Consider the following 19,514-nt stretch of genomic DNA (forward strand, 5'->3'; position numbering starts at 1 on the left):
GGAGTCAGCGCCTCCCCGTGGTGATGTTCAGGTCGAGCAGCGAGCTGGCGTCGTCCGGCGGGCCGGGATCGGGACCGTGGCCGGGACCGGCGGCGCCGGCCGGAACCGGGTCGCGGGCCGGGTCACGCGCTGGCTCACGGGCCGGGTCGCGGGCCGGGGCCGGGTCGCGGTCCAGCCACAGGCGCCTGCGCCGGAAGACCGGCGCGGGGGCGGGCTCGCGTTCGGGCCGCGCGCCCGACCGCGGGGGCGGCTCGCTCAGCACGAGGTGCGCGTTGGTGCCGCCGAGCCCGAACGAGCTCACGCCCGCGACCCTGGGCGAGGGCCAGTCCCGCGGCTCGGTGACGGGCTCGAAGGGCGAGGCGGCGAAGTCGAAGCGCGGGTTGGGCCGCTCGCAGGACAACGTCGGCGGGATCAGTCCGTGCTCGACGGCCAGCGCCGCCTTGATCAGCCCGGCGATCCCGGCCGCGCTGAGCGTGTGGCCGATGTTGCTCTTCACGCTGCCGATCGCGCACGTTCCCGGGTCCCCGCCGCCCTCGGCGAACACCCGCGTCAGTGCGCGCAGCTCGATGGGGTCGCCGATGAGCGTGCCGGTGCCGTGCGCCTCGATCAGGCCGATCTCGCGCGGCGTGCGGCCGGCCGCCGCCAGGGCCCGGCGGACCACGTCGGCCTGGGCCTCGGGGTTGGGCGTGGTGACGCCCATCGTGCGGCCGTCGTTGTTCACCGCGACCGCCTCGATGACCGCGTGCACCCGGTCGCCGTCGGCCAGCGCCGCGCGCAGCGGCTTGAGCAGGACGACCCCGCACCCCTCCCCCGGCACGAACCCGTCGGCGCGCTCGTCGAAGGTGTGACACCGGCCGGTGGGCGACAGCGCCTTGGCCGCGCTCAGCTGGAGGTAGTCGTTCTCGTCCAGGAGCACCTCCACCCCGCCCGCCAGGGCCACCTCGGCCTCCCCGGCGAGCAGGCTCTGCGCGGCGAGCTGCACGCCGACCAGCGAGGAGGAGCAGGCGCTGTCCACCACGAGGTTGGGGCCGCGCAGGTCGAAGTGGTGGGCGACCCTGGCCGCGATGAAGTTCTGGTCCGAGGCCAGCCCGCCCGGCCGGACGCCGACCCGGCGCCCGTAGTCGGACATGCGGGCTCCGGCGAACACGCCGGCCCGGCGTCCGCGCAGCTCGGCGGGGTCGTAACCGGCGTCGGCCAGGCAGGCCGCGCAGCACTCCAGGAACATGCGGATGGCCGGGTCGAGGGCGCGGGCCTCGTCCTCGCCGAGGTCGAAGTAGTCGTTGTCGAAGTCCTCGATGCCGTCGACGAAGCCGCCCCACTTGCTGATGCTGCGGCCGAGGGCGGGCTCGGGCGAGTACAGCTCGCGGTGGTCCCAGCGGGAAACGGGCACCTCGCGCACGTCGCACCGGCCCTCGGTGAGGTTCCGCCAGAACGCGGCCACGTCCGGGGCGCCGGGGAACCGGCAGGCCATGCCGATGATCGCGATCCTGCGATCCTCGGCGACACCGGGAAGGGCAGAGGCAGGGGCGTCCGGACGGCTGGCGGTCGGCTCGGGGGCGTCCGGACGGTCGGCGGCCGGTTCGGGGGCGTCCACGCGGTCGGCGGTCGGCTCCGGGACGCCCAGGCGGTCGCGGAGTTGCTCCAGCGTCGGGTAGTCGAGCAGCAGCGACGGCTCCAGGCTCTCTCCGAGCCGTTCCTCGATGCGCTGCACCAGCTCGGCCAGCATCACCGACTCGACGCCGAGGTCCCCGAACTCCGCCGTCGGGTCCAGCGCGTCCACGGGGATGCCGATCGTCTCGGAGAACAGCAGCGCCAGCCAGTCGGGCCCCTCAGCGCCCCGCGCCGGCTCGGGAGCCGGAGGGGCTGGGGCCGGGTGGCGGTCCGCCCGCTCGGGCAGCCGGATCAGCGCCGGGACGTCCACGGACGCGCCGGACGGCGGGCACGGCAGCACGGTCGCGCCGCGCGGCAGCCCGATCACCCGGTCCAGCACCCGCAGCCCGTCCCGGTCGGTGAGGGACGCGAGCCCGACGGTCTCGGCGACGTTCGGCTTCCCGCGCGCCCCGCCGGACTCCCGCCACTGCGGCCAGTCGACCGACCGGAACTCGGTCCGCCCGGACCGCCGCCTGACCCCGGTGCAGTAGTCGAGGAAGGCGTTGGCGGCGGCGTAGTCGGCCACCCCGGCGGCCAGCGCGGGCACGGCGGCGCACACGGAGGAGAAGGTGACGAAGAAGGCCGGACGGTCCCCGGCGCACGCCTCGTCCAGCGCCTCCAGGAGGTCGGCCTTGGGGACGAGCACGGCCCGCAGGTCGTCCTGCGACTTGTGGGCCAGCGACGGACGTCCCTGGCTGGAGCGTCCCGCGCAGTGGACGACGCCGCCGATCGGGCCCAGCTCGCGCCGCACGCCGTCCAGGAAGGCGGGCACCCCGGACGGCGGCCCGGTGTGCACGACCACCCGGGCGCCCGCGCGTTCCAGGTCGAGGACGGTGGCGACGGCCTCCTCGCCCGAGCCGTCCCACTGGTCGCGCGGCGGCAGCGGACGCACGCCGAGCAGGGCGAGCCGGCGCGCGCCGTGCTCGGCCAGGTGGCGGGCCACCAGCGCGCCCAGCCCCCTGGTGCCGCCGCTCACGACATAGACGGCCGCGGGATCGAGCTGCGGCTCGGCGTACGGCGCGGACAACTCCCGCAGATCAGGACGGAACCGCTCGCCGTCGCGGTAACAGACCTCCCCGTACGGCTCGGCGGCCGCCCATTCGGCGCGGATCTGCGCGGCCGTGGGCCGGTCGCTGTCCAGCACCGTGGCCGTGACCGCCGGGTACTCGGCGGCGAGCATGCGCACGAACCCCGCCATCCGCGCCCCCGCCAGGCTCGGCGACGGGCCGCCGAGGTCCAGCAGGCCGCTGGTGACGTGCAGGATCCTGAGCGGGCGGCGCCGGGCGAGGGCGTCCCGCAGGACGGCGAGCCGGTCCAGCTCGCCCTCCGGGTCGGCCTCGCCCAGGTCGCGCAGGTCGATCCAGCCGGTGAACTCCTCCGGGACGGGGTCTCCCGGGCCCACCGGCACGACCTGGTCGCCGAGCGAGCGCGCCAGTTCCTCGGAGGCGTCGCCGAACAGGCACACCACGGTCCCGTCGCCGAGCGTCCCGGGGTCGTGGGCGGGCTGCCCGGCCGGCGCCCAGATGCGTTCGAACAGCGGTATCTCGGCAGCGGCCGGTTCCCGGCCCCCGAAGGCGGGCTCCCGGCCGGCGGCGGCCGGTTCCGGGTCGCCGGAGGCGGGTTCGAAGGGCCAGCAGCGCATCCGGTCGAACGGGTACGACGGCAGCCCCACCAGTCGCGCCCCCGGCGGCGGCGTCCAGTCCACGTGGCCGCCGTCCACCCAGTGCCGTCCCAGCTCCAGCAGGTCGCCGGGACGTCCGGACAGCTGGTCGCCGGACCACCCGGACGGCGGGACGCCGGGACGTGTCCGGCCGCGCAGCACGTCGGCGGGCTCCGACCGGGCGAACCGCTCCAGCCGCTCGCACAGCTCCGCCACGTCCGCGACGACCAGGGCGAGCCGTTCGCGCAGCGGTTCCCGTCCGATGCGGAGGGTGTGGGCGACGTCGGCGAGGCTCTCGGGCGTCGCGCGCAGGTGACCGGCCAGCCGGCCCGCCATGGCCCGCAGCCGCCGCTCGTCGTGCGCCGACAGCACGATCAGCTGCGGCCCGGCGTCGGACGTGCCGGTCGCGGTGGGCGCGGTGGGCGGGGCCTCCTCGATCACCGCGTGCGCGATCGTCCCACCGGCGCCGAACGAGCTGAGGCCCGCCCGCCGGGGCGCGCCGTCGGGCCCCTCGGGCCAGTCGGCCGCCTCCCGCTGCACGCGGAAGGGGATCTCGTCCCAGGCGATGTCCGGGTTGAGCTCGTCGGCGTGCAGGGAGGGCACGAGCCGCCGGTGCCGGAGCTGGAGCACGATCTTGGTGAGCCCGGCGATGCCGGCGCCCGACTCGACGTGCCCGAGGTTGGACTTGACCGAGCCGATCGGGATGCTGCCCGGCGCGGCCCCCGTCTGCCCGAACACCCGCATGAGGGCGTTGATCTCGATGGGGTCGCCGAGCGCGGTGCCCGCGCCGTGGCATTCCAGGTAGCCGATGCCGGCGGGGTCCACGCCCGCGTCGGCGAGCGCGCGGGCGACGAGCTCGCCCTCCTCGACGGGGCTCGGCACCACCCAGCCGTTCGTCCGGCCCGAGTGCACGACGGCGGTGCCCCTGATCACCGCGTGGATGCGGTCGCCGTCCGCCTTGGCCCTGGACAGCGGCTTGAGCAGGACGACCCCGGCGCCCTCGGCGGGCACGAAGCCGTCGCCGCCGGCCCCGAAGCTGTGGCAGCGCCGGTCGCCGGCGGTGAGCCGCATGCGGGCGTGCTGGACGAACTTGTTCGGGTGCAGGTTGAGGTTGACGCCGCCGGCGATCGCCAGCTCGCACTCCCCCTGGCGCAGCGACCGGACCGCGAGGTGCAGCGCGGCCAGCGACGACGAGCACATCGTGTCGACCGACATGCTGGGCCCCTTGAGGTCCAGGTGGTAGGAGACGCGGTTGGCCACGCCGCCGAGCGTCGCGCCGGTGTCCTGCGGCGTGCCGCGCAGGCTCTGCTCGACGCCGAAGAAGGGGTACTCGTTGTACATCACGCCCGCGTAGACGGCGACGTTCGAACCGTGCCGGTCGCGCAGGCGGGTGCGCGGGTAGCCCGCGTCCTCCAGGGCCTCCCAGGTGACCTCCAGGAAGACGCGCTCCTGCGGGTCCATGAGCGCGGCGTCGCGCGGGGTGATGCCGAACAGCAGCGGGTCGAAGTCGGTGACGCCGTCGAGGAAGCCGCCCCACATGAGGTCCACGGGCCAGCCGTCGCGGGTCCTGTCGGCGGGGACGCGGGAGAGCGAGTGCCGCCCGGCAGCCAGGTTCTCCCAGAACGTGCCCAGGTCGGGGGCGTCGGGGTAGCGCCCGGCGATCCCGATGACGGCGATCGCGCCGTCATCGGCGGTGTCGGTGTTCCCGACGACGTCGATCGCGCCGTCGTCGGCGGGATCGGCGCTCCCGGCGGAGCGCGGTCCGGTCCGGTCCGGCCGGTCCGCGGGGGGCGGGGCGGAGGTTCTGGCGGACAGCGCGGCGGCGACCCCGGCCAGGTCCTTGTGCTCGAAGAAGAGCGTGCGCGACCGCTCGCCCAGGTCCCGCTCCAGCCGCGCGTTCAGCTCGACGATCTGGGACGACGTCAGCCCGTACTGCTCCAGCGGCACCCGCGTCCCCAGCCGGTCGGCGTCGATGCCCGAGACCTCGGCGTAGACGCCCTTGAGGTAGTCCTCCATGTCGCCGGCGGCGGCCTCCGCCACGACCGGCTCCGCCCGTTCGATCCAGTACGGCTCGGCCTCGAACGGGTAGGAGGGCAGCGCGACCCGTCCGGGCGGCTCCGGCCAGAACCGGGCCCAGTCGACGTCCTGACCGGCCACCCAGGCGGCCGCCGCCTCGGCTTCCGCGCCGGTCGGACGCCCGCCGGAGCGTCCGGTGAGCACGGACAGGTGCGTCCTGCCCGCCGCGAACGCCTCCAGCCCCTCCCGCAGCCCGGCCGCGTCGCGGCAGACGACGGCGAGCCGGTGCGCGAGGGCGGCGCGCCCGGTCTGGGTGGTGTAGGCGATCCGGCGCACGTCCCGCTCCCCGGCCCCGGCCAGGCGGCGCGCGGCGGTCACCAGCCGCTCCTCGGTCGCGGCGGACACCAGGACGGCGTGCTCCTGCCCGTCCTCGGCCGCGCTGTCCGGGGTCTCCTCGGGAAGGGGCGCGCGGACGACGGCGTGGGCGTGCGTGCCGGTCGCGCCGAAGGCGTTGATCAGCGCCCGCCGCTCGCCGGTCCACGGCCGCGGCTGCTCCGGCACGGTGACCGCGTCGGTGGGCGGCTCGGCGAGCAGCGTGGGCGCCAGGCGTCCGTGCCGGAGCTGCAGCAGCACCTTGGCGAGCTGGGAGGCGCCGGACGCGGCCTCGAGATGGCCGATGTTCGGCTTGAGCGTGCCCGCCGCGACGGGCTCGGACCGCTCGCCGAAGACCTCGGCCAGCGCCTCGGCCTCGGCCGCGTCGGCCAGCGCCGCGCCGGCCGCCGCGCACTCGACGTAGGAGACGTCGCCGGGCCCGGCGCCGGCCCGCTCCAGGGCGCGGCGCATGGACGCCGCCATGGCGTCGGCGCTCGGCGCGGTGAACCGCCCGGTACGCCCGGTGTGCGCGACCCAGGTGGCCTCGACCACGCCGTGGACGGCGTCCCCCGCCCGGACGGCGTCCGCGACGGGCCGCAGCAGGAAGGTGCCGACGCCCTCGCCGACCGTCCAGCCGGGCCGGTCGGGGTCGAAGGCGGCGGCGCCGGCCTCCTCGGCCAGCAGGCCGAGCCCGGCCAGCAGCCCGGCGTGGTAGGGGTCGGCGAGCAGGTTGACGCCCGCGACCACGGCCGCGTCGCAGTCGCCCGTACGGATGGCCTGGGCGGCCAGGTGCAGGGCGGTCAGCGTGGACGAGCACGACGTGTCCACGGCGATGCTCGGCCCGGTGAAGCCGAAGAAGTACGAGACGCGGTTGACCATGTCGGACGCGGTCGCCGAGACCACGGCCGGGCCGCCCGCGCGCCAGGCGGCGGCCCCGGCGTGCTGGTAGTCGTGCCACATCGAGCCGACGAAGACGCCCACCCTGGGGGCGGTGGCGTGCAGCGAGTCGGGGGTGTGACCGGCGTGCTCCAGGCACTCCCACACGCTGTGCAGCAGCAGCCGCAGCTGCGGGTCGAGCGTCGCGGCCTCCTTCGGCGAGACGTGGAAGAGCAGGCTGTCGAAGCGGTCGATGTGCTCCAGGTAGCCGCCGGGACGCTCGCCCCTGGGGCTCGGGCCCAGGCTGCGGGCGCCGGTGCTGAGGTTGCGCCAGAAGCCGTCCAGGTCGTCGGCGCCGGGGTAGCGGCCGGCCATGCCGATCACGGCGAGCCCGGCCGGCCGTTCCTCGGGCGCCGGCTCCCCGCTCCGGGCGGGCTCGGCGTGGAGGGCCGGTTCCGTCTGCGGGGTGGAGAGCACGGGAGTCGCGAACACCGGGACGGCGTCGCCGGTCGCGTACTCGGCGGGGCCGCCCAGGAACGCCTGGAGGAAGCGGTGGCCGTCGTCCAGGTCGAACTGGTCGCGCACCTGGTCGAAGGCGACCTCGCCGATGGGACAGAGCCCGATGCCGCAGGCCGCCTGGCCGGTCATCAGGAGCTGGCCCAGGTAGCCCGCCTCCAGGGTCAGGTAGCGCAGGCTCTGCTCGCCGTACAGGGGCTCGATGCCCTTGGTCTGGCCGATGAGGTAGAGGCTGAAGGCGGCGCGGTCGTACGGGTCGCGGTTGTAGACGAAGTGGGCCGTACGGTCGAGCTCGGGGCGGCCGTTCACGAGGTGGAGGGCGTGCTCGACCGGGTTGTAGTAGTAGATCCCCTCGGCGACGCCGCTGATCGCGCCCTTGGTGACGTGCAGGTACGCCTGCACGGCGTAAGTGTCCCCGGCCGACGGGTACAGGTGGCGCGCGCGGTCGCCGAGCCGCCGTTCGCGCAGCAGCCCGAGCAGCCGGCACAACGACCGGTACGGCAGCGGGCCGGGCGCGAAGTCGCGCACGCTGGCCCGCCAGGCGAAGTGCTCCTCGGGCACGTCCAGGCGGTCGAGGCGGATGAGGCTGGCGTCCGGCTCCAGCGGGCGCAGGTTCCACTGGGCCGCCTTGAACGCCTCCCGGTCCTCGGGCGAGAAGAAGTCGACCTCCCCCGGCCCGTCCGCCTCGACACCGGCCTCGACGGGCTGCTCGGCGGGCTTCTCGACGGGCTTCTCGACGGTCTGCTCCGCAGCGGGCTTCGCAGTGGAGGGTTTCTCCGCGGCGGGCTTCTTCGGCGCGGGCGTGTCGGCGGGGGCGCCGACGACGGCGGCGATGCCGGTGACGGTCGGGTTCTCCAGCAGCAGTGCCACCGGCACCCGCCTGCCGTACCGCTTCCGCAGCGCCTTGGAGACCTGGACCATGGTGAAGGAGGTGACGCCCTGGTCCCACAGGTCCTGGCCGGGATCGACCTCCTCGACCCCGATCAGCTCGGCGAACAGCTCGGCGATCTCCGTCACCGTCCGCCCCGCCACCTCGGGCTCGGGCTCCGGCTCGGGCGCGGGCTCCGGCTCCGGCTCGGGTTCCGGCTCGGGGGCGCGGTCGGTGAGCGGCCACGGGAGCGCGTCCCGGTCCAGCTTGCCGTTGGCGGTGGCCGGGAACGTGCTGACGAACGCCACGTGGTTGGGCACCATGTACGCCGGCAGCGTCCCGGCCGCGTGCGCCCGCAGCTCCCCGACGTCCGGCTCCGCGCCCTCGGCCATCACGTACGCGACCAGCTTCCGCTCCCCCGACCGGTCGTCGCGGGCCAGGACGACGACGTCCCGCACGCCCGGATGTTGCCGCAGCCGGTGCTCGATCTCGCCCAGCTCCACCCGGAACCCGCGGATCTTCACCTGGTTGTCGGCCCGCCCGAGGAACGTGATGTTCCCGTCGGGCAGCAGCGCGGCCCGGTCGCCGGTCAGGTACATGCGGCCGCCCGCGAACGGGTCCGGCACGAACCGCTCGGCGGTCAGCTCGGGCTGGTTGCGGTAGCCGAGGCTCAGGCACCTGCCGCCGATGAACAGGTCGCCCTCCACGCCTTCGGGGCAGGGCCGCCGGTCCTCGTCGAGGATGTAGTAGAGGGCGTCGTCGATCGGCCGCCCGTACGGGATGCTCCGCCACGACGGGTCGACCTCGCCCACCTCGAACCAGTTCGACCAGACGGTGGCCTCGGTGGCGCCGCCCAGGCTGACCACCCGCGCCCGCGGGAAGGTCGCGCGCACGGCGTCCGGCAGCGGCAGCGGCGTGTAGTCGCCGCTGAGGAAGACCAGCCGCAGGTCGCCGGTGCCCTCCTCGCCCTGCCGCTCGGCCAGCAGCGGGGCGAGCTGGTTGAGCGTGGTGGGCGCGGAGTTCCAGAACGTGATCGGCTCGTCGATGAGCACGTCCAGCAGCAGTTCGGGGTCGCGCTGCTGGCCCTCGTCGGCGATGTAGAGCGAGGCGCCCCGGCCGAGCAGGCCGAAGATGTCGAACACCGACAGGTCGAAGCCGAGCGAGGTGACGCAGAGGCCGACGTCGGAGGCGTCGAAGTCGAAGGTGCGGTAGCACCAGTCGAGCAGGTTGAGCAGCGGCCGGTGGCTGACCTCGACGCCCTTGGGCTTGCCGGTGCTGCCCGAGGTGAAGATCACGTACGCGAGGTCGTCCACGGTGCCGGCGAGGGGCGGGTCGCCGCGGTCGTCGCCGCCGGCGTCCAGCTCGACGGCGCGCACGCCCTCGGGCACGGCCCAGCCGGGCGTCTGCGCGCAGGTGAGCACGATCCCGGCGGCGGCGTCGTCCAGCATGACGGCGGCCCGCTCGTCGGGCAGGGACGGCTCCACCGGCAGGTAGGCGCCGCCCGCCTTGTGTATCCCGAGGACGGCGGCCACCATGTCGGGCCCGCGGCACAGGCGCACGGCGACCACCGTCCCCGGCCCCACGTCCAGCTCCTTCAGCCGCCAGGCGACGGCGTTGGCGCGCCGGTTCAGCTCCCCGTACGTCATGGTGCCGCCGGCGTGCCGCAGCGCGACCGCGTCGGGACGGGCGGCGGCCTGCCGCTCGAACAGCCGGTGCGCGGGGCGCAGCCGGTCCTCGAAGGCCGCGAACAGCTCGGCGAGGTCGGGGAACTCCGGCTCCAGGGCGTCCCAGTGGTAGTGCAGCCGGTCGCCCTCCCTGATGACGATGCAGTCGAGGGCGACGTCCGGGGTGTAGGTCATCCAGGGCCCGGCCTCGACGCCGTCCGGCAGGGGATGGTCGGTCAGGTCGAGGGTGCTGGTGTAGACGACGGGGAAGGCGTAGGCGCGGCGGCGGCGCTCCTTCATGACGTGGCCGCGCAGCGTGGCCAGGCCGGTCAGGGCGCCGTTCGCGGCGTCGGCGGCGATCCGGTCCGGGTAGGACTCCGCGTCGGTGACCCAGCTCAGGGCGGTGTGCTCGCCGGGACGCCGCGGCTCGGACTCGGCGGTCCAGCGCACCACGGACACGCTGAACGGATTGGCGAAGCGGGCGCGCAGCGCGCCGGCCAGGGCGGCGAAGACGGTCTCGTCGGACACCGCGGCGACGCTGCCGCTCAGCCGGACGCGGCGCGCGGGCGTGGTGGCCACCTCGGGCCCCGGCGGCAGGTCGCGGAACCGCTCGGCCCAGTAGCCCTCTTCGTGCGGGCGTTCCGGGGCGCCCGGCGCCTCGGCGGGCGGCCGGGGCTCGGCGGACGGGTCGGCGTACAGCCTGAACAGCTCGCGCAGCACGATGTGGATGCTCCGGCCGTCCAGGACGGCGAGGTCGACGGCCGCGTGCACCGTCTCGCCGCTGACCCGCAGCTCCCAGTGCGGCCAGCGGCCCAGCGGGAACGCCCGCCCGGCCATCTCCCCCGCCATCTCCGCGGCCGTCTCCCCCGCCGTCTCTCCCGTCTCGGCGCCGGGGATGTCGGGGATGCTCCAGTTCTCCGGCGCGTGCGGCCTGACCCGCAGCGTCCCGTCGTGGGTGACCTCAGAGCGCAGCGCGTCGTGCGCGGCCACCAGGCGCAGCCAGGCCCGTTCGAGCCGGTCCCGGTCCAGGTCGCGGACGTGGAAGCTGTGGTGGACCTGGCAGCCGTCGTAGGGGTGCGAGCCGCCCGCGCGGGCCACGTAGTACGCCTTCTGCAGCTCGTTGAGCGGCCGGATCTCCTCCTCGCCGGTGTCGGCGGCCAGGGCGCGCAGCGCGTTGGTGAAGCGGGCGAACAGGGTCTGCGGCTCGCCGGGCGCGAAGCACCCGGGCACCAGGTCCCAGCGCACCCGCAGCTCGCCGTCGTGCTCCCACATCTGGTGGTCGAGCGCGACGCCGGAGGTCTGGCTCAGCGCGTACGTCACCGGCGGCACGGCCTCGTCGGGCCGGGCGTCCAGCAGGCTGGTGAAGACGACGGGCAGCGCCGTGCGCTCGCGCAGCTCCCGCATGACGGTCACGCCGGGGACGCCCGCGTGGCCGAGGTCGCGCCACAGCCGCCGGTGCACCTCCTGGACCGCTTCCGGAAGCGGCTCGCCGAGCGTGCTCTCGGCGGCGAACACGGCGGTGCCGGTGAACGGCCCGACCACCTCGTCCACCTCGCGCGGCAGCCAGGCCCGGCCGGTCGTGGTCACGGCCAGGGAGCAGTCCTCCCCCCTGCCGACCGTCTCGGCGAACAGGGTCAGCACCAGGGCGGTCGGCGAGACGTCCAGCTCGGCGGCCCTGGCGCGCAGGGCGCCCCACTGGGCGGCGGTCAGCGAGCCGGTCAGCGCCGAGCGCGGCGACCCGTCCGGCACGCCGGCGGCGGGGCCGGGCGGCAGGTCGGCCAGGCGTTCCCGCCAGTAGTCCAGGTCCTCCTGGTGGCGGGGGCCGCGCCGCTGGGCGTCCAGCGCCAGCAGGCAGTCGCGGACGGACAGGCCGCTCTCCTCCAGCGTGTGACCGGGGTCGCGGTAGCAGCGCCACCAGTCGCGCAGCAGCACGTCGAGCCCGCGGCCGTCGGTCACGCTCGCGTCGATGCCGAAGTGCACGGTCCCGGGCGTGGTGACCTCGACGGCGAACGGCGGCCAGACGCCGGGCTCGTACCGCCGGTGCGCGAGGCGTTCGCGGGCGCCGGGCTGGTCCACCGGCAGGTCCCAGGAGGGGGCCCGGTCCAGGATCCGCTGGGTGCCGTCCTCGCCCAGTTGCAGGCGCAGGGCGTCGTGGTGGTCGACGACGCGTTGCCAGGCCGCGCGCAGGCGGTCGGGGTCCACGCCGGGCACCTCGAACTCGCGGTAGACCTGGCAGCCGACCGGGTCGGGGGTGGCGTCCTCGTCCGCGCCCATGACGTACGCCTGCTGCAGGGGCGTCAGGGGGAACGGCTCGTGCCGGTCGCCGGGGGCCGGGCTGATCTCGGCCACGGTCACGGGGGCGTCGTGCTCGGCCGTCCCGGCCAGCTCGGCGATCCGCGCGGCCAGCTCGGCCGGCGTCGCGCAGCCGCCCAGCCGCTCGACGGGGAAGTCCAGCGAGAACTCCCGCTGGATCTCGAACCACACCCGTACCGCGGAGATCGAGTCGAGTCCGCTGTCCTTGAGTGATGCGTCGGGGGTCAGCTCCGCGCCGCCGGGCAGCACCTCGGCCAGCAGGCGGATGACCGTCTCCGTCACGCGCTCGTCGTGCTTCATGGGCCTCCTCCCTCACTGCGACGCTAGTGAGGACGGCGCGCGCTGCCTGCTCAAGACTGAGCAGGCGGCGCAAGGCGATCGGCCGTAGGTTTCTGACCATGCCTGGTTCCTGGATAGCGGGCGGCGGGCCCCGAGCCGACGCCCGCATCAGACTGTTCTGCTTCGCGCACGCGGGAGGCGGGTCGACGCTGTTCCGCAAATGGGACGACCACCTGTCGCCGGACGTCGACGTCTGCCCGGTGGTGCTGCCGGGGCGCGAGTCACGCCTGCGCGAGCGGCCCTACAACCGCATGGAGCAGCTCGCGGGGCCGCTGTGGGAGGCCATCGAGCCGTACACCGACCGGCCGTTCGCGCTGTTCGGGCACAGCATGGGGGCCGTGGTGGCCTGGGAGACGGCCCGCCGTTTCCCGCCCGCGGTGCTGTTCGTGTCCGGACGCCGCGCGCCGCAGCTGCCGACCCGCCGGCGCCGCTTCAGCGACCTGTCGGAGGAGGAGATGCTGAGCGAGATGGGCAAGCTGAACGGCACGCCGTCGGAGGTGATGGACCAGCGCAGCCTGCTGGAGGTGTTCCTGCCGGGCCTGCGCGCCGACTTCGAGCTGAACGAGTCGTACACGCCGCTGCCCGGCCCGCGTCCGGACTGCCCGATCTCGGCGCTGACCGGCGACGCCGACCCGGAGGTCGACCCGGACGAGATCAGCGCCTGGGCCGAGGCCACCAGCGGCGGTTTCACGTTGCGCGTGTTCGGCGGCGACCACTTCTACCTCAAGGGCCCGCGGCCCGAGGTGCTGACGGCGGTCCAGGAGGACCTGAACCGCCATCTGCTCAACGTCTGACCGTCCCCAGCTTCTAACCGTCCTTGGACAGGTCGCGCAGCCGGGCTTCGAGCAGCCCGGCGGCGGCCTCCATCAGCCGGTCGGCGATGACGTCCACGTGCCTGGCCCGCCAGTCGGCCAGCTCCGTGCCGGCCACCCACCGGTTGAACGCGCCCATCGCCGGCCCGCAGTGGACCTGGTAGTCCACCTGCCGCCCGGCCTCGCCGCGCAGCGCCAGCCTGATCGTGTGCACGAAGTACCAGCGGAAGACGAGCGCCATCCGGTGCTTGGGATCGCGCTCGGCGCGGGCCAGCTCGGCCGGCCGGCGCGCGGCCAGGAACGCCCGGGTCTCCTCCCACACCTCCTCGAAGGAGCGGCGGAAGAACTTGTCCTGGATCGTCCGCCTGGTCCGCTCGTCGATCTCCTCCAGCGAGCCGTGCTGGCGGTAGAGCTGGTAGAGCTTGTTGGCGCGGGCCGGGAACAGCGTGCCCTTCCTGGCGACCTGCACCTGCGCGCCCATCTCGAACATGTCGCCGGCCGGGGCGTAGGCGGTGTCTTGCACGTCGAGCCCGGCCAGCAGGTCCTTGACGGCGTCGGACGTCCCGGCCTGCGGGGTGCACTGGTTGACGCTGCCGGTGACGATGAAGTCGGCGCCGAGCACGAACGCCGCGGCGGCCGCCTCCGGTGCGCCGATCCCGCCGGACGCCCCGACCCTGATGCGCCGGGCGTAGCCGTGGGCGGCCATCTCCTCGTCGCGCAGCCGCAGGATCGCCGGCATCAGCGCGTACGGCGAGCGCCCGTCGGTGTGCCCGGCCGAGTCGGCCTCGACGCAGACGTCCCCGCTGACCGGCAGTTCGGCGGCGACCTCCGCCTCGGCCGCGCTCAGCGCCCCCTCCCGGACGAGCCGGTCCAGGACGGCCTGCGGGGCGGGCCGCATGAACGCGGCGGCGACCTCGGGCCTGGAGACCTTGGCCACCACGTGCCGGACGGCGACCGGCCGCCCGGCCGGGTCGCGGTGCGCGCCGCTGTAGCGGTAGCGCACGAGGGGCGCGGTGACGTGCGGGTAGGCGGCGGCCTCGACGTACCGCACGTCGCGGCGGAGCAGCAGGTCCACCGTCTCGCGCTCCAGGCCGTCCTCGTCGAAGCCGTGGAGCAGGTTCACGCCGTAGGGGCCGTCCGGGCCGAGGGCGGACTGGACGGTGTCGAGCGCGTCGGAGATCTGGTCCAGGGTGAGGCCGCCCGCGCCGAGGAAGCCCATCAGCCCGGCCCGGCCCATCCTGATCACGAGCTCGGCCGAGGCGATGCCCTTGAACATCGACCCGGCCAGGTAGGCGTGGCGGACGCGGTAGTCGGCGCGGAACTCGGCCGAACCGAGCGCGATCCCCGGCTCCGGGGCGGCGGGCGTCGCGACGCGCTCCCGGACGGCAGGCGTCTTCGCCGGCTCGGGCGGGTGGCGGCGGGTGACCGTCCACAGTTTGGTGAGCACGTCGCCGGGGCCGATCTCCACCTGCTCGGACACGCCCTGGTCCATCAGGTAGCGCAGGCCGTCCACCCACCGCACCGGGCTGCAGATCTGGCGGCGCAGCAGCTCGGCCGCCTCGCCGGCCCGGTACGGGCGTCCGGTCACGTTGGCGATGACGGGCACCCGTGGCTCCTCGATGCGGACGCCGTCCAGCGCCTCGGCGAAGGCGTCGGCGGCCGGTTCCATGTAGCGCGAGTGCGAGGGCACGCTCACGCTCAGCGGCACCCACTTGCCGGGGCCGCCGCGGCTGAGCGCGTCCAGTTCGTCCTTGGGCCCGGCCAGGACGACCTGTTCCGGGGAGTTGTAGTTGGCGATGTCGACGCCGGTGCCCGCCACCAGCTCCTCCAGCCGTTCGCGGTCGGCGCCGAGCACCGCCGCCATGGCGCCGCCGCCCGCCGCGGACATCAGCTCGCCGCGCCGCTTGACCAGGCCGAGCGCGGTCTCGAAGTCGAAGCAGCCGGCCGCGAACAGCGCCGCGTACTCGCCCAGGCTGTGCCCGGCCAGGTAGTCGGGCCGGCCGCCCTCCTCCTGCCGGGCGAGGAAGCTCAGCGCGTTGACCGTGAACAGGGCGGGCTGCACGTAGCGGGTCTCCCGCAGCCGCTTGGGGTCGTCGCACAGCTCGGCGACGGAGTAGCCGAGGATCTCGTCGGCGCGGGCGCACAGGTCGGGGTACCGCTCCAGGACGCCCGCGCCCATGCCCTTGCGCTGCGACCCCTGCCCGGGGAAAACCCACACGACGGACATCAGGCGCGTTCCTCTCTAGCGTTCCCAGGGGAATCTCTTCTCGGTCGCGTAGTCGACGAGCCTGCGGCGCACCTCGGGGCTGGACATGAGCCGGCCGAACTCCTTGACCGCCACCTGCTCGGTCTCCTCCGACAGGATCCACAGCTCGCGGAAGTAGCGCTTCATGTCCGTGACGATCGACCGGTCCAGCTTGGTCAGGCGGTAGGCCAGCCGCCGCACGAGCGCCTCCGGGTCGTCCGACACCTCGTCCACCAGGTGGAAGGCGGCGGCCTCGGCGGCGCTCACCGGCTGGGTGCTCAGCGTCATCGCGTAAGCCTTCTGAAAGCCCGTGCGCCGGATCAGGAACGGCAGCACGCAGCACGGCAGCAGCCCCCACAGCGCCTCGGGGAGGCTGAAGGTGCTGCGCTCGCTGGCGAAGACGAAGTCGCTGGCCGCGGCCAGGCCGACGCCGCCGCCGGCCACCCGGCCGTCCACCCGGGCCACCACCGTCACGGGCGTCTCGGTGAAGCGGCGCAGCAGGCCGTAGAACGCCCGGCCGCCGTCGGCGACGTCGCTGCCGGCCGCCTCCTCCAGGTCCATGCCGGTGCAGAAGACGCCGTCGCCGCCCTCCAGCAGCAGGATGCGGCAGCCGGGCGCGCGCTCGGCCTCGTCCAGGGCGGCGCCCAGCTCGTCGATGGCGCGGTCGTCGATCGTGCGGCTGCGCAGCCGGTGCCGCAGGGTCGCCGAGGTCAGCTCCATCTGTACTCCCGGTGGAAGTCCGCGATGCGGTCCAGCACCAGCAGGCCGCGACCGCCGAAGGCGTCCTCGTACAGGTCGGCGTACGGTTTGGGGTCGAGCACCGCGTCCCGCACCCCGAAGGCGCGGTCGGCGCTCAGCTCGGTCAGCGCGTCCAGCTCCTCGACGCCGATCTCGCGCCGCTCGTCCAGCGCCCGGCCGATGCCGGTGCGTCCCTGGGCCGGGATCACGCCGCTGTAGAACTCCGACGCGCAGCCCGACCCGTACGAGAACAGCCCCACACGTCTGGGCGCGTCGAACGCGCCGTGGTCGATGAGCGAGCACAGCGCCAGGTAGAGCGCGGCCGAGTAGGTGTTGCCCACCCGCACGCCGTAGGCCAGGGACGGCGCGACCCGGGCCGTGAAGTCGGCCTCGATCTCCCGCGGCCCCATGCCCTTGAGCTTGCGCAGCAACATCCGGTGCGCGCCCTTCACCATCCCGGCGAACGGCGTGTGCAGCGCCAGGTAGGCGAAGGTGTCCACGATGTCGGCCCCGGCCACCCGCCGCCCGTAGGCCGCGAAGCACTCCTCGGCGCAGCGCATGTACGCCAGCAGCGACAGGTCGGGGTCGACCGCGTCGGTGTCGTGGCGCGGCCGGGCCGTGTCCATCACCTCGAAGGTGTGGTAGCCGCTGGCACCGGGGTCGAGCCGCAGCACCCGCGCGTCCTCGCCGACCAGCATCGCCACCGCCCCGGCGCCCTCGGAGGGCTCCCAGTAGGTGGACTTGGCGGTGCCGCTGGCCGCGTCCGTGGCGATGGCCAGCGCCTTGACGCCGGGGATCGGGCTCGCGCCGACGACGGCGGCGGCGCACTGCAGCGCGGCCGTCCCGCCGTAGCAGGCGTGTTTGACCTCGAACGAGCGGCACGCCGGGTTCAGCCCGAGGTGGTGGTGGATGTAGGTGCTGATCGGCTTGCCGAAGTCGAGCCCCGACTCGGTGCCGACGACCAGCAGCTCGATCCGGTCCTTCTCCTCCTGGGTGAGCGCGTCCAGCAGCGGCTTGGCGGCGTTGACCGCGTTGGTGACCGGGTCCTCGCAGGGCAGGTTGACCGAGCGCTGCTCCATCATCAGGTTGCCGAAGCGGTTCACGTCCAGGCCGCGCGCGTCGAACAGCGCGCGGACGTCCGTGTACGCCCTGCCGACGTACGCGTTGATCGCCTCGATCCCGAGAGCCATGGCCTAGGGCACCATCAGGACGTCGTGGATGCTGGTCGGCACGAACAGCCGGTCCCACTGCCCGCCGCCGTGCCGTTCCGGGACCCGTTCCACGTCGTAGACCTCCTTGCGCATGCCCTCGCCGCGGTCCACCTCCTGCACGGCCTGGTAGTCGTCCAGCTCGCGCAGGTGGATGAGGGCGTGCAGGCGGTCCTGCCGGCCCCACGTCTGCTCGTAGATGAAGGCGGTGGCGCGGCCTTCGAGGTTGGCGTTGAGGTAGCGGGACCAGTCGTAGAGGAACTGCCGTCCCTCCTCGCGCAGCTCGTAGCGGGCGTCGGCGGTGCGCAGCACGATCGCCCCGGCGGTCGCCGAGTTCAGCTGCTGCTGCTGCGTGGTCTGGTACGTCGCGGGCGGCACGAACGTGCCGGGCACGTCGTGCACGTCGTCGGTGAACCCGTGCTGCGGGCACATGACGGTCTCCTGGAGACTGCCGTGGACGAACATCTTCTCCCAGTTGCCGCCGCCCTTCTTGGGCAGCCGGTCCTTGAGCGAGATCTGCTGGAACGCCTCGTCGTGGTCCACCATCTCGATGAGCTTGCTGTACTTCTCGGGGGACTTCATGTGCACGAACCAGTGCAGCCGCTCGCGTACGCCGAAGACCTCCTCGTAGCAGAAGGTCGTGGCGACGCCGGCCTGGGCGCGGTTCATGTAGTCGAGCAGGTCCACGCTGAAGTCGCGGCCCTCGCGGGCCATGCCGTACTCCAGCATCCCCACACGGTGGATGATCAGGCCCGCGTTGCCCGAGTGCAGCAACTGGTCGGGGGGCAGGGTGGTCTGATACTGCGCCGGCTTCGTCATGCCCCGAATGTCGCCCACGGGCGCGGGAAGCTCCGCTCAATATTGAGCAGGCCCCCGGGCTGTCCGTCGCGGGCGGGCTCAATATTGAGCAGCAGGACGGCGGCCCGATCGGCCTAGCCTCTCCTGTGCCTGACATGCCTCTGGGAGCCCACGAACTGCTGGTCTTCATGCTGCAGCTGGGCCTGCTCCTCGGTCTCGCCGTCCTGCTGGGCCGGCTGGCCGTGCGCCTGCGCATGCCCGCCATCGTCGGCGAGCTGACCGTGGGCGTGCTGCTCGGCCCGTCGCTGCTGAACCACCTCGCCCCCGCCCTGAAGTTCAGCCAGCTCCACCTGCTGGACGCGGTGGGCCAGGTCGGCGTCCTGCTGCTGGTCGCCATCACCGGCGTGCAGCTCGACTTCGGAATGGTCCGCCGGCGCGGCGCGACGGCGGTCAAGGTAAGCGTCTCCGGTCTGGTCGTGCCGCTGGGGCTCGGCGTGGCCGCCGGGTTCCTGCTGCCCGCCTCGCTGCTCGTCGAGGGCACCAGCGTGACCGTCTTCGCGCTGTTCCTGGGCGTGGCGACGTGCGTCAGCGCCATCCCGGTGATCGCCAAGACGCTGACGGACATGAAGCTGCTGCACCGCGACGTCGGCCAGCTCTGCCTGACCGCGGGGATGGTGGACGACGCGTTCGGCTGGTTCATGCTCTCGGTCGTCTCGGCCATGGCGACCACCGGCGTGCGCACCGGGCAGATCGTGTTGTCGCTGGTCTACCTGGCCGCGCTGGTGCCGTTCGCGCTGTGGGTGGGCCGGCCGCTGGTCCGCTGGACGATGCGGGCGGCCACCCGGCCGGACGAGCCGGGCCCGGCCGTGGCCGCCGCCGTGGTGCTGGTGCTGCTGGCCGCCGCCGGCACGCACGCGCTCGGCCTGGAGGCCATCCTGGGCGCGTTCGTCTGCGGCGCGCTCATCGGGCGGTCCGGCCACGCCGACGCCGCGTGGCTGGCCCCGCTGCGCACGATCGTCCTCAGCGTGCTCGCTCCGCTGTTCTTCGCGACGGCCGGCCTGCGCATGGACCTCACGCTGCTGGCCAGGCCGGACGTGCTGGCGGCGGCCGGGGTCGTGCTGGGGGTGGCGATCGTCGGCAAGTTCCTGGGCGCGTACCTGGGAGCGCTGCTGAGCCGGTTGAGCGCCTGGGAGGCGTTCGCGCTGGGGGCCGGCATGAACGCGCGTGGCGTCATCGAGGTGATCGTGGCGATGGTCGGCCTGCGCATCGGCATCATCGACACGGCGATGTACACGATCGTGATCGTCGTGGCGATCGTCACCTCGCTCATGGCGCCGCCGATCCTGCGCGTCGCGATGAGACGCGTCGAGCTGACCGCCGAGGAACGTCTGCGCCGGGCCGAGCACGAGCAGCTGGTCGAGCCGGGCCGGCGCGGCTGA

At 74.3% G+C, this 19,514-nt stretch carries 7 protein-coding genes; 2 read left to right on the forward strand and 5 right to left on the reverse strand.

Annotated features, from left to right (window positions below):
• Nucleotides 1–4: 4 nt before the first annotated feature.
• Nucleotides 5–12,235, reverse strand: a complete 12,231-nt coding sequence (locus AB0J76_RS27625) for an amino acid adenylation domain-containing protein (protein WP_364390850.1) — start codon at nt 12,233–12,235, stop codon at nt 5–7.
• 98 nt (nt 12,236–12,333) lie between these two features.
• Here AB0J76_RS27625 and AB0J76_RS27630 point away from each other — a divergent pair, with 98 nt between their 5' ends.
• On the forward strand, nt 12,334–13,068 hold the full coding sequence (locus tag AB0J76_RS27630) for an alpha/beta fold hydrolase (RefSeq protein WP_352327752.1): 735 nt from the start codon (nt 12,334–12,336) through the stop codon (nt 13,066–13,068).
• 13 nt (nt 13,069–13,081) lie between these two features.
• On the opposite strand, the gene fabD is transcribed toward AB0J76_RS27630, so the two are convergent.
• Genes fabD through AB0J76_RS27650 form a run of 4 tightly spaced genes read right to left on the reverse strand, consistent with a single transcriptional unit; the run spans nt 13,082 to nt 18,096 of the window.
• Nucleotides 13,082–15,313: an ACP S-malonyltransferase gene (fabD, locus tag AB0J76_RS27635; RefSeq protein ID WP_352327753.1), complete on the reverse strand. Its 2,232-nt coding sequence runs from the start codon at nt 15,311–15,313 to the stop codon at nt 13,082–13,084.
• Between the two features lie 15 nt (nt 15,314–15,328).
• Nucleotides 15,329–16,051, reverse strand: a complete 723-nt coding sequence (locus AB0J76_RS27640; RefSeq protein ID WP_364390854.1) for an enoyl-CoA hydratase-related protein — start codon at nt 16,049–16,051, stop codon at nt 15,329–15,331.
• Nucleotides 16,042–17,259, reverse strand: coding sequence for a hydroxymethylglutaryl-CoA synthase (locus tag AB0J76_RS27645; RefSeq protein ID WP_352323688.1), 1,218 nt, complete (start codon nt 17,257–17,259; stop codon nt 16,042–16,044). The genes AB0J76_RS27640 and AB0J76_RS27645 overlap by 10 nt, the downstream gene beginning before the upstream one ends.
• A 3-nt stretch (nt 17,260–17,262) precedes the next feature.
• Nucleotides 17,263–18,096, reverse strand: a complete 834-nt coding sequence (locus tag AB0J76_RS27650) for a DUF6039 family protein (RefSeq protein ID WP_352323689.1) — start codon at nt 18,094–18,096, stop codon at nt 17,263–17,265.
• Nucleotides 18,097–18,230: 134 nt separating this feature from the next.
• On the opposite strand from AB0J76_RS27650, the gene AB0J76_RS27655 reads away from it, so the two are divergent.
• Nucleotides 18,231–19,514, forward strand: coding sequence for a cation:proton antiporter (locus tag AB0J76_RS27655; protein ID WP_352323690.1), 1,284 nt, complete (start codon nt 18,231–18,233; stop codon nt 19,512–19,514).

This window comes from Nonomuraea sp. NPDC049624 (assembly GCF_040675255.1).
Taxonomy (GTDB): Bacteria; Actinomycetota; Actinomycetes; order Streptosporangiales; family Streptosporangiaceae; genus Nonomuraea.

Coding starts and splice junctions, on each gene's coding strand:
- AB0J76_RS27655 (WP_352323690.1), top strand. CDS start 18,231: ATGCCTCTGGGAGCCCACGAACTGCTGGTCTTCATGCTGCAGCTGGGC.
- AB0J76_RS27640 (WP_364390854.1), bottom strand. CDS start 16,051: ATGGAGCTGACCTCGGCGACCCTGCGGCACCGGCTGCGCAGCCGCACG.
- AB0J76_RS27630 (WP_352327752.1), top strand. CDS start 12,334: ATGCCTGGTTCCTGGATAGCGGGCGGCGGGCCCCGAGCCGACGCCCGC.
- AB0J76_RS27645 (WP_352323688.1), bottom strand. CDS start 17,259: ATGGCTCTCGGGATCGAGGCGATCAACGCGTACGTCGGCAGGGCGTAC.
- AB0J76_RS27650 (WP_352323689.1), bottom strand. CDS start 18,096: ATGACGAAGCCGGCGCAGTATCAGACCACCCTGCCCCCCGACCAGTTG.
- fabD (WP_352327753.1), bottom strand. CDS start 15,313: ATGTCCGTCGTGTGGGTTTTCCCCGGGCAGGGGTCGCAGCGCAAGGGC.
- AB0J76_RS27625 (WP_364390850.1), bottom strand. CDS start 12,235: ATGAAGCACGACGAGCGCGTGACGGAGACGGTCATCCGCCTGCTGGCC.